Source organism: Symbiopectobacterium sp. (assembly GCF_051710365.1).
In the GTDB taxonomy this organism is placed as follows: domain Bacteria; phylum Pseudomonadota; class Gammaproteobacteria; order Enterobacterales; family Enterobacteriaceae; genus Symbiopectobacterium.
The window spans coordinates 1-10,217 of record NZ_JBPETA010000120.1 but is presented as its reverse complement, the minus strand read 5'-3'; the positions used below and the strand labels follow the sequence as shown (position 1 = coordinate 10,217).

The following is a 10,217-nucleotide window of genomic DNA, read 5'->3' as shown; positions in this document are numbered from 1 at the left end:
TTTGCCATGGAGACCTGATTTTGAAACAACTATGGTGATCTGATCCGATGATTACCCAAACTTTCTATTTATTCAACAAAGCCCCGTAATGGTTGACACGCATCACACCTGCATATCCGTGGTTTTGGCGTAAAACAAACCAGGATGACGATACTCAGATGAGAAAACTCTTAATTTACTTAATGGTACAGCGTTGAATGAATTTTTAGGCGAGAAAATAGTCCATCTTCTTCTCCGTTTATATACTGTGGTCTCATGATAAACCCGTAGGCGTTTCCTTTTTGGGCAGCTTGCCTCAAACGCATACTTTCTTCTTCTGTCAAATGGTGCTCAAGCCAGCATAAGACAACGCTGTAATTTCCCGTTAACAGTGCTTTTTCCATTGCATCCACGGTTTCATTGGGGTTGAGGTGATAAGGTTGAATAACTTTATCCAGGGGTAAACCCGATTGCTGTAACCAGTGGCGGCTAATTTTTTGTTGTGGGGCCAGCCATAGTAGCCAGCGTGATTGCGCGGCTAATTGTTGCAAAAGGGGAAGAAGTAACAGAAGCGTTGTCATTGGGTGCTCAACACTGTAGTCGATTTCGCTGATGATACCGCTGCCGTATCCTGCAACAGTGTGCCGTGGCATCGGAGCGCTGTGCAGTGAGGCTGGCTGATGACGTTCTGAACGAATAGAGTGCGCACGCATGATGGGTTTCATCCTTAGTATTACTGTATGTGTATACAGTTTATCGGCTATGGATGAGAATCAACCTGCTTTTTTTTGAAGCGCTTCGCATAATTGGCATGGCAGTGGGCGGAGATCACATTTTGTGTTTGAAGCCTTACCAACCTTGTGATTAATTACTTTAACACGTTAAGAACACATATACAGACAGAGGATTGATTTTCAATACTAAAGGGTGTTGTATGAATCAGTTATGCAAAAAAAGGATTTTGCAATCAAAAGTTTCTTTCTCCTCATTGGGAGAAATTACCACCCGTTCTCAATTTGGCGGTTATAGCATCGCGGCAAATAAAACGATCTTTGGCCTTATCTCCAACGGGGAGCTTTATTTACGTGCGAACAAGCGCTGTGAGCCTCATTTCCTTGCACTGAATATGCCGCACCTGGTTTATACCAAACGGGGCATGCCCGTTCCGTTGAGTTACTATCTGGTGGGGGAGGTCTTATGGGAGGAACCGACTCAGCTGCTACAATTGGCCAAAATGTCGCTTGAGGGCGCAGAGCAGGATAAATTAGAGCGTGAGCACTGCACACGGTTAAAGGATTTGCCCAATCTGAATCACGATCTTGAGCGAATGTTATGGAAGGCGGGAATCAGAAATGCTGACGAGCTGCAACAACACGGCGCAAAGGAGAGCTACTTGAAGTTAAAAGCTGTCAGTAAACATGCCAGTGTGAATATTTTACTGGCGTTGGCGGGCGCGATTTGCAGAACGCATCAGGCCGCTTTGCCAAAAGGGGTAAGAAACGAGCTGATTGAATGGTATAAACATCATTCAGCGCCGTTGCCTAAAACCTGAAACGTCAACTTGCGCGGTATCTTCAAAGGCAATGATGCCGCGCTATATGTTTTTATGCTTAGCGTCTTCTCTGCACCATTTTGACAGTGCGTACTATCACCGGATAGCTTCTTTCAACGGATAACCCCCTTCAACTGCGTCAGTTCTGGCAAAACATCGATGATCAGACCAATTTGCTGCAAGACCAGTTGCTCCTTGCTGTCTGGATCGGGGGCAAGTTGCTGTACCTGCTGTTGACGTGTCAACAACCCCTCTCGCTGTGTTTTTACGTCAATGTCAGGATGGTGCAGTGCTGCATCAATATAGCCAATAGCGTCATCCAGCAGTTGTAGCGTCTGCGGCATCACCAGCTTTTCTCGGTGGGCACCGAGCGTAGAAATATAGCTCAGCAGCGTATGGTTAAGACACATAAAGCGAAACGCATCATCTAGCGTATTTCTGATGGCATGGGGTTCAGAAGACATGTTCGCGACAACAGAGGCCAGCTCCGCATCGCTGTTGTGCGCATCGCGGCGCGCGATACGGTAACGCAAACTGTTGCTTTTACCTTGATGATATTGTTCAAGAATGGCATCCAGATAACGGCAATTGGCATTGATGGTTTTATCGATGACCGCAGGTAAACCGCGAAAACGCCAGTCCGGCCAGATAAAAGTGACGGCAGCCCAGGCAATGGCACAGCCAATCAGCGTATCCAGAATGCGTGGTCCTGCCACTTCGAAACCCTCACCCAGCAAGTTAAAGCAGAGCAAAACCAATAGGGTAATAAACAGGGTGGCATGGGCATATTGTACGTTGCGAAAGGCAAAGAACAGCACACCGCTGATAACAATCAGCGTGAGTTGTCCTTCAAGCGAGGGAACAAAATAGAGTACCGGTATCCCAATCAGGATGCCTGCCAGCGTCCCGATGATACGCAGCGCCAAACGCCGCCGCGTTGCATTGTAGTTTGGCTGACACACAAACAGGCTGGTGAGCAGAATCCAATAGCCGTGCTGCATGTGCGTCAGTTGAATAAGCGCATAACCCCCGCAGAGCAGGGCAGACATACGGATAGCGTGGCGAAACAAGGCTGAACGAGGTGTAAGATGACGACTGATGCGCAGCCGAATATCACTCCAACCGGTCAGCCCATCATCAGCCAGACTTTCTTCCATCTGCTGCTGCGATTCCAGCCATTGCTCTGATTCAATATTCATTAACTGAGCATCAATGGCGCTCAGATTATTCAGCAGGTGGCGTAATGCTTTTCCTTGGACCGGATTTGCACCATCTTTGGCAAAAAAAGCATGCAGTGCGGCATCCAGATAAACAAACGCCCGTTCGATACGTCCATCGTGCTGATATTTTTGCTGTAACAGAATGGATTGCGCCAATTGGCGACAGGCGCGTGCCTGCATTGTCAGTAAACGTTGAAAACGAAAAAGAATATCACTGTGGCGAAAGGTTTCACGTAACTGAGCGTATTGCACGTGCGAGGAACTGGCGCGTTCGTGAATATCTTGTGCTGCAAAATAGTAGTGCAGCGTGCGGCGAGTGCCGCGCTGTCCGCGATCGCCGCGTAACCGGGTTAACAAAGAGGCTTTGGCTTGATTGAGCGTTGCCACCACATCACTGTTAACCAGTGCCACATCGATCAATGGGTTATCGGTCGAATCATCAATATCGGGATCAAACAGTGTCGCTTTGGCATCCAGATAGTGGGAAAGCTGCTCAAAGCATCGCGCCAGACTGTCCTGCAAAGGACGAATGGGAAAGACAACATGCCCCAACAATGTAAGCAGGTTGTACCACAACGCACCCGCGAGCAGCAAAAGCGGCTGTTGATACCAATTGTCATACAGGGACACGCCCAGCATGGTGTAAATGGCAATGAGCAGAGCGCCAAAAGCAATCGTGGCGTAGCGCTGACCCAATGCACCGAGCAGAATAAAACCTGCCGTTGAAAAGGACAGACCGATGCCGAATAACCACGGGTAAGGAAAAAGCAGTTCTATGGATACAGACGCGATAAAGAAACAAAGTAGCGTAATAAACAAATTGCGTAATCTGCCTGTTAGCCGATCGTCGAGATCGGTCAGCGCAGCGGCCACCACCCCGAGCGTTAACGAAATGGTAGTGGTAGGTTGACCCATCCACCAGGGCAGCAACGCAGCGCCGGCTAAGGCAATAAAAATACGCTCGTTGTACAACCAACCGCTATTGTATAGGTAACGCCGGAATCCTGAGATGAATGTCAACAACGTCTGTTCCTTACCGACGGTTAGCGATAGCGACGGCGCGCGTTTCTTTCACGTATCGCTTGTGCCTCTTCAATGGAAACCACGCGACGACCTACAGGCCACAGCGCGATGACCGCCAGTTTGAAGTTGGCGATCCCGACAGGAATACCGATAATCGTTAGGCATTGCGCAATGCCGCTGGCAATGTGCGATATACACAGCCACCATCCGAAAAGAATAAACCAGAAGACATTGAGGACTGTCCCACCCGCGCTCAATACGGCATTTTTACGCTCAGGTTCTACCTCATCGATGTGAATCGCCTCATTGCAGTAAGGGAACAGCGATAGCTTGGTGATTTCCCAGCATGATCGGGTCAGTGGCAATGTGAAAATCAGAACAATGCTGATTAGCGTTGCAATAGACCATGCCAGCGTAGTGAAAAATCCACCCAGCACAAAATTAAGAATGTTCAATACGGCTCGCATTGTTGCTCCATGATGTCAGGCGTAGCGAAGGTCTCGTAAATAGGGCATCTATTATTACAAAATACAGACATCTTATGGCATTGCTTCAGCACACATCGCGTATGATGTCATCAGAAAGAATATTACATCAAGCGCAGGGATATCTTAACGTGTTTTAACACTGGAGAAGGGGTCTGTGTCGCAGGTAAACTACCGAAAAGCCTTTTTTTCATGGCGTAACGAAAATGGAACTGAAAGCAACCTCTTTAGGCAAACATCTGGCGCAACACCCCTACAATCGGGTGAGGATGCTCAATGCGGGCGTTCAGGTGAGCGGTGAGAAACACGAGTATGTCATTCCCTTTAACCAGCTGTTGGATATTCAATGCAAGAGTGGGCTGGTATGGGGGGAGTTGGAGTTTGTGCTGCCAGAAAACCAGGTGGTGCGACTGCATGGCACCGAATGGCAGGAAACCCAGCAGTTCTACCGCTATCTGATGAAAATGTGGCGTCAGTGGAGTGACGACATGAGCGCGGTGTGTGCCGATGCGTTGCTGCGTCAGGTTACCGATATCGAGCAAATGGCGAACCTCCATGGTTGGGTTTCACGTCAGGCGTTGACTGAGTTACAGACAGACATTCGCGCAACGTTTGCTTCTTTGCCGCTGCCTGTGGCAAGGCTGACGGAGTTTGTGAACTGTTGTGACAGCTACACCCTCTGTCAGCAGTGGCTCGCTGAGGGGGAGTCGTGTCGAACCGCCTGTAACCAAGCCTGGATGGAAAAAACGCTCTCCTCAGAGCAGGCGTTTTTTGACAGCGTAGAAACGACTCCGCTTAATGTTTCGCAGTGTCGCGCCGTCATCAATGGTGAAGATTCCGTATTGGTGCTGGCGGGAGCGGGCAGTGGAAAAACGTCCGTACTGGTGGCGCGCGCTGCCTGGTTGCTGCACCGAAACGAAGCGATGCCGGAACAAATCCTGTTACTTGCCTTTGGCCGCAAAGCCGCGCGGGAGATGAACGAACGTATTCAGGCCCGCTTGCATACGGACGCTGTACAGGCCAAAACATTCCATGCGCTGGCACTGCATATTATTCAGCATGCTACGCGTAAAGCGCCAGTTATCAGCCGATTGGAAAGCAATGGCGCGCTACGACATGAGCTGCTGATTAAAACCTGGCAGCAGCAGTGCGCGGAGAAGAAAGCGCAAGCCAAAGGATGGCGGGAGTGGCTGAGCGAGGGGATGGCGTGGGATGTGCCTGACGGCGAGTTCTGGCTGGATGCGCGTCTGGCAGCGCGCCTGAGTGGTCGTTTGGATCGCTGGCTCGGACTAATGCGTATGCAGGGTGGGAGTCAAAATGACATGCTGGCGCTGGCGGATGATGAGCAGCGCCCGAGATTGCAGCGTGGTTTACACTTGATGGCCCCTTTGCTCAAGGCGTGGAAAGCAGCATTGAAAGAAGAGGGCGCGGTGGACTTCTCCGGCCTGATCCATCAGGCGGTAAATTTGCTGGATAAAGGGCGCTTTATCAGCCCCTGGAAGCATATTCTGGTCGATGAATTTCAGGATATTTCTCCCCAGCGTGCGCAACTGTTGGCCGCGCTGCGCAGGCAAAATCTGCGTACCCGCCTTTTTGCTGTTGGTGATGACTGGCAGGCGATTTACCGCTTCAGTGGCGCGGAACTGACGCTGACCACGGCATTTGAGCATCAATTTGGGCGCGGTGAGCGCTGTGCGCTGGATACGACCTATCGCTTTAACGATCGTATTGGCGAGATTGCCAATACCTTTGTGCAGCAGAATCCGCATCAGTTAAAGAAACCCCTGAACAGCCTGCGCGCTGGCGATAAAAAAGCGGTTATGCTGCTGCCTGAAACACAGTTGGAAGCGTTGTTCGATAAGCTCAGCAGTTACGTCACGCCTGATGAGCGTATTCTTGTGCTGGCGCGTTATCAACATTTGCGGCCAGCCATGCTGGATAAAGCGAGTGTGAGATGGCCAAACCTGCTTATTGAGTTTATGACCATCCATGCCAGCAAGGGGCAACAGGTTGACTATGTGGTGATTGTGGGATTGAACGATGGCAAAGAAGGTTTCCCTGCCTTGCCGCGTGAAAGTTTGCTGGAGCAGGTCTTGTTACCCCAGCCGGAACCTTTTGCTGATGCGGAAGAACGTCGTTTACTTTATGTGGCGCTAACCCGTGCGAAACACCGGGTCTGGTTGCTCTACGATCGTGACGCGCCGTCTGTCTTTGTTGAGCAATTACAGCGTATCGGTGTGCCGCTTCAGAGGAAACCTTAATAACAGCGCTGCCAGCAACCGGGTAGCGCTGATGTGCCGCGTTACTTCAGACGCTCATTCAGATAGCGTTGGTAGTCAGGAATGGCGATCTCAACGGGCTGTTTAAAAAGGGCTGAGTTAACCAAAAAGTCAGCGGTGGAACGGTTGGTTGCGACCGAAATATTCCAGACGGTAGCCAAGCGAAGCAGAGCCTTGACGTCAGGATCGTGCGGAACCGCATTCAGTGGGTCCCAAAAGAAGATCATTTTTCCTTATGAAATCAAGGCCCTGACTTGCTGGTCTCCCCCCATCGTGCCGCTCAGCATGCTTTTGACTGGAAGCGCGGTGGTACGTTGGATCAGGTTCCTCGTGGTGCCTGTCGCGTAAAGGTGGTGTTCAGACAGCGTGTTCTTGTGTGTACTCACCCAATCCAGCAGAGCCTGCTTACAGTGGTCGTGCGCTACTAAAGCAATGTGCTTATGTTCAGGAATAGTACGGGTGGTGAGTTCCATGTTTACGTCCTTTCATCAGAATAATAAACACAGATTATGAGAACGCTATTTCCCTGAAAAGATGTAGATGAAAAAAATGCGACTAACAACCAACGCATTGATGCAACTGCGGTTAAAATAATCAAAACAGCGGTGCGATTTTATTACTTGTCCTTTTCCTTTGCCTATTTCAGAAAGCGATCCTGCGTGTCTTTGTCTGCCTGCCGAAACCAGTATTTGAGGATAAGAAAGGGGTCAATGCTGTCCTGGGCATTGGCTGCGTTATTTTCAGGCCAGGTTTTAGCGTTCTGCTTGGGCGAGGTAAAGGCGGTCACGGATGCATTTTTATTGGCGGCATTATACTGTGCCAGAATGGGTTCCAACTGGTGAGTGAGCTCATCATTGCTCAGTTCAAGCCTGTCAAGGCGTGCGCTGATAGGGTTATTGTGGTTATCCACGAGTTGGTAGTGGGTATCGAGGTCGAAACGCTCTCGCGCCTTTGGCGTGTCGAGTGCGGGCAACTGGATGGTAATGACGTCCTGATTACGCATATTGAACGCGGCCAACAACAGCGGCGATGAATAAGTGCGTTTTTCACCGCCAGAGGCGGAAATAATTTTCACCACCCGAAACAGCAATTGGTGCTGACCGTTGTCCAGTTCCAGGCTATCGGCACCTTTTAACAGTGAACTGGACACTTTTTGCCCATCGACGGCGAGCAGTTCAATATCCTGATGTAATTTTAGGGTGGTGGCAGCGCTGGCTATACTGCTCGTGACGAAGAAAAGCAGCACTAAAACACGGTACAATTTCATCAGCTTTCCTCCGGCATCATTGAACGGCGCCATTGTTGAGTATTTGGCTAAATGTGTCAAAGTTTTCATTTTTTAACAGTTTTTATCGCTGTTATGATTTTCTCCCCCTTGTGCGTTTAATGCTTTGTTTATCTGACATTTCTATGTTTAGGTACGCCAGATTGAATACCCGATTTGTCGGCAATGTAAGACAAAAATAAGGTGGCGCAGTGGTGTACACTGTAAAAAGTCCATGCAATACGAGGTAACAACAATGAAGGATGCAGAGATTAAATCGGTTTTGGAGAGGGTAAAAACGATTGCTTTGGTCGGTGCCAGTGAAAAAGTCTCTCGTCCCAGCTATGGTGTGATGGCTTATTTATTGGAGCAAGGGTATGGGTCACGTATTCAATGTGTTGCTCCGCAATAAAAATAGTATTCATGCTCTATGTTCTCTTCATGCATTCAGGCTGGTTTTAAACACCTTTTTTGCATGCCAGACTATGTAGCAATACACTACACTCATTGAATACGTGACCAGGGTATGACGTGATCCCCGTCAGCCCTAAATTGGCAGGGCAAGAGCTCCATGGTCAACGGGTTTATGCGTCACTTGCCGATATTCCTGGCAAGGTGGACATGGTTGATGTCTTTCGCCAGTCAGAGGCCGCTTACGAGGTGACTAAAGAAGCCATCGCCATTGGCGCAAAAGTGCTGTGGTTACAAATTGGCGTCATAAACGAGCAGGCGGCGGTGTTGGCAAAAAATGCCGGACTTGAGGTGGTGATGGATCGTTGCCCCAAAATCGAGATTCCGCGCTTGGGTCCTGCCAAGTAACTGGTCTGCACGTAATACCGGCCACCGCGGTCGGTATTAATGCTGTAAGCGAGGCGCTCGCTGCTTGATCTCTTTAGCAAGCTCATCCAGAGAAGAGTGTCTGTCATTGTCGGGCGCTTCTTGCATCAACTGTGCTTCCGCCAGATAGGTATGAATGGCTTGTCCTTGTTCATCTTCCATCACAACATGATACCAAGGTGCAGAGCGCAGCGTATCGTGGGCATCCAGTTCTTCCCACGCCGGGCTTACCAGCGAGTATTCAGGATCGATATCAATCACGACACCAGGGTATCCCAGCAGTTTATGACGAATCTGTTCTCCAATACCAAATTTACAGATAATCATAATGCCTCCTGAGATAATCTGACTCTGTAACCTTATTGCTATATGGGCGCGAACGCCCAGATTTCAAGTTGTATGTGGAAGGTCGACGTAGCGTATTTGCTACCGGAACGAGGTTATTTTACTGTTAATAGTATGATGCATATTGTATCGCTGTGCAGGAAATAAAGGTGTCTGCCCATTGATGATTGAGGAGGCGTTTAGATGTCTGAACACTGTGTGACAGCCTATGTATACGGTGTGGTGCAGGGTGTTGGTTTTCGTTATCACACACAACAGCAGGCTCAACAGCTGGGCGTAAAAGGGTATGCCAGAAATTGTGAGGATGGCAGTGTGGAAGTGGTAGCCAGTGGTGAGCCGCAGCAGGTTGAACAACTTATCATTTGGCTAAAAGCGGGGGGGGGGGGGCCGCGCAGTGCTCGTGTTGAGCGCGTTCTTGTCGAGCCCTGCGCGATGATGGATTACACGGGTTTTTCAATCAGCCTCCTGACTTAATAAAATCAATTGGTTATGTGCTAATTTCAGAATGCTAAAACCTAAGAAGGTAGCGAAAATAGCAAAGAGATAGCGCTTAGTTGGAATGAATATTCTGAACACTTTGAGCGCTTAATCTGACTTTTTATGCTGACCGTCTACTGTAGGTACCACTTTGACTTTGCGGTCATACCTTGCCGTCTGACCAATATTTTTATGCTCTGAGATAGCCTGTTTTTCCTGCAACGAGCCGCTCAGATCGCTTATACCCTTTGCTTTTAAATCGTGAAAAGTGAAATCGAAATTAAGCTCTGGATTAGCTTTCTTGGCTACGGCTTTCGCTGCTCGCCATCGGTTACTTAATCCGCTAGCCGTGTATCGACCACCGTCAGGTTGATACAACACAAACGTTGAGACGACTCCGGCGCGGACGGGAAGTGTTGATGCGAGCTTTACCACTGCCTGAAGCCTAGGCGACCATGATTTTATCTGCTTTACCCCCCGTTTTTCCTTGGCAAATGAAAATTCCTTCACGCATAATTTGCTCACGACGAAGTGAAAGAACATCACCTTGGCGTGCGCAACATAGATATGAAATCTCCATTGCGACTTTGACTAAAATATCAGCGGCTTGGTACAGCGCGTTGTATTCTTCGTCTGTTATATCCGTCATTCCGCACCTGATTTTTCTTTTTTCGGGACTTGACGGTATTCTGAAGTTCTGAATTTATTACTGCTTTTTGCAGACCAATCAGCATGAGTACTCCCCACGTTACCATC

General features: G+C 49.1%; 9 protein-coding genes and 3 pseudogenes. 5 read left to right on the top strand and 7 right to left on the bottom strand.

What is annotated here, in order from left to right:
• Nucleotides 1-179: 179 nt before the first annotated feature.
• Nucleotides 180-692, bottom strand: coding sequence for an SOS-induced cell division inhibitor SulA (sulA, locus tag ACTBDZ_RS11670; RefSeq protein ID WP_438815432.1), 513 nt, complete (start codon nucleotides 690-692; stop codon nucleotides 180-182).
• Nucleotides 693-913: 221 nt separating this feature from the next.
• Here sulA and ACTBDZ_RS11665 point away from each other — a divergent pair, with 221 nt between their 5' ends.
• The gene (locus ACTBDZ_RS11665; protein ID WP_438815431.1) at nucleotides 914-1,531 is read left to right on the top strand and encodes a TfoX/Sxy family DNA transformation protein; all 618 of its coding nucleotides are present in this window, start codon (nucleotides 914-916) and stop codon (nucleotides 1,529-1,531) included.
• A gap of 113 nt (nucleotides 1,532-1,644) precedes the next feature.
• On the opposite strand, the gene yccS is transcribed toward ACTBDZ_RS11665, so the two are convergent.
• Both yccS and ACTBDZ_RS11655 read right to left on the bottom strand, forming a co-directional pair.
• Nucleotides 1,645-3,774: a YccS family putative transporter gene (gene yccS / locus ACTBDZ_RS11660; protein ID WP_438815430.1), complete on the bottom strand. Its 2,130-nt coding sequence runs from the start codon at nucleotides 3,772-3,774 to the stop codon at nucleotides 1,645-1,647.
• A 20-nt stretch (nucleotides 3,775-3,794) separates the two neighbouring features.
• Nucleotides 3,795-4,241 (bottom strand): YccF domain-containing protein, encoded by a 447-nt coding sequence (locus ACTBDZ_RS11655; RefSeq protein WP_438815429.1) that lies wholly within the window; start codon nucleotides 4,239-4,241, stop codon nucleotides 3,795-3,797.
• A gap of 224 nt (nucleotides 4,242-4,465) precedes the next feature.
• On the opposite strand from ACTBDZ_RS11655, the gene helD reads away from it, so the two are divergent.
• Entirely contained in the window at nucleotides 4,466-6,520 is a 2,055-nt protein-coding gene (gene helD / locus ACTBDZ_RS11650; protein WP_438815428.1) for a DNA helicase IV, read from the top strand.
• Nucleotides 6,521-6,561: 41 nt separating this feature from the next.
• Here helD and ACTBDZ_RS11645 read toward each other — a convergent pair.
• Together ACTBDZ_RS11645 and ACTBDZ_RS11640 are read right to left on the bottom strand one after the other, a co-directional pair.
• Nucleotides 6,562-7,011 (bottom strand): annotated as a pseudogene (locus tag ACTBDZ_RS11645) (methylglyoxal synthase).
• Nucleotides 7,012-7,175: 164 nt separating this feature from the next.
• The gene (locus tag ACTBDZ_RS11640) at nucleotides 7,176-7,805 is read right to left on the bottom strand and encodes a DUF2057 family protein (RefSeq protein ID WP_438815427.1); all 630 of its coding nucleotides are present in this window, start codon (nucleotides 7,803-7,805) and stop codon (nucleotides 7,176-7,178) included.
• A gap of 253 nt (nucleotides 7,806-8,058) precedes the next feature.
• On the opposite strand from ACTBDZ_RS11640, the gene ACTBDZ_RS11635 reads away from it, so the two are divergent.
• Together ACTBDZ_RS11635 and ACTBDZ_RS11630 are read left to right on the top strand one after the other, a co-directional pair.
• A complete protein-coding gene (locus tag ACTBDZ_RS11635; RefSeq protein ID WP_438815426.1) occupies nucleotides 8,059-8,214 on the top strand; it encodes a CoA-binding protein in 156 nt (51 codons plus the stop codon).
• Between the two features lie 110 nt (nucleotides 8,215-8,324).
• Nucleotides 8,325-8,621 (top strand): annotated as a pseudogene (locus ACTBDZ_RS11630) (CoA-binding protein); the annotation flags it as partial.
• 36 nt (nucleotides 8,622-8,657) lie between these two features.
• Here ACTBDZ_RS11630 and hspQ read toward each other — a convergent pair.
• Nucleotides 8,658-8,966, bottom strand: coding sequence for a heat shock protein HspQ (hspQ, locus tag ACTBDZ_RS11625; protein WP_438815425.1), 309 nt, complete (start codon nucleotides 8,964-8,966; stop codon nucleotides 8,658-8,660).
• 201 nt (nucleotides 8,967-9,167) lie between these two features.
• Between hspQ and yccX the strand changes: the two genes are divergently transcribed.
• A complete protein-coding gene (yccX, locus tag ACTBDZ_RS11620) occupies nucleotides 9,168-9,458 on the top strand; it encodes an acylphosphatase (protein ID WP_438815424.1) in 291 nt (96 codons plus the stop codon).
• Nucleotides 9,459-9,569: 111 nt separating this feature from the next.
• On the opposite strand, the pseudogene ACTBDZ_RS11615 reads toward yccX, so the two are convergent.
• Nucleotides 9,570-10,101: pseudogene (locus tag ACTBDZ_RS11615) on the bottom strand (tyrosine-type recombinase/integrase); the annotation flags it as partial.
• Between the last annotated feature and the right edge of the window lie 116 nt (nucleotides 10,102-10,217).

Excerpts from the sequence above, each read along its gene's own strand:
- helD (WP_438815428.1), top strand. The coding sequence starts at position 4,466 with ATGGAACTGAAAGCAACCTCTTTAGGCAAACATCTGGCGCAACACCCC.
- hspQ (WP_438815425.1), bottom strand. The coding sequence starts at position 8,966 with ATGATTATCTGTAAATTTGGTATTGGAGAACAGATTCGTCATAAACTG.
- ACTBDZ_RS11655 (WP_438815429.1), bottom strand. The coding sequence starts at position 4,241 with ATGCGAGCCGTATTGAACATTCTTAATTTTGTGCTGGGTGGATTTTTC.
- ACTBDZ_RS11640 (WP_438815427.1), bottom strand. The coding sequence starts at position 7,805 with ATGAAATTGTACCGTGTTTTAGTGCTGCTTTTCTTCGTCACGAGCAGT.
- sulA (WP_438815432.1), bottom strand. The coding sequence starts at position 692 with ATGCGTGCGCACTCTATTCGTTCAGAACGTCATCAGCCAGCCTCACTG.
- ACTBDZ_RS11665 (WP_438815431.1), top strand. The coding sequence starts at position 914 with ATGAATCAGTTATGCAAAAAAAGGATTTTGCAATCAAAAGTTTCTTTC.
- ACTBDZ_RS11635 (WP_438815426.1), top strand. The coding sequence starts at position 8,059 with ATGAAGGATGCAGAGATTAAATCGGTTTTGGAGAGGGTAAAAACGATT.
- yccX (WP_438815424.1), top strand. The coding sequence starts at position 9,168 with ATGTCTGAACACTGTGTGACAGCCTATGTATACGGTGTGGTGCAGGGT.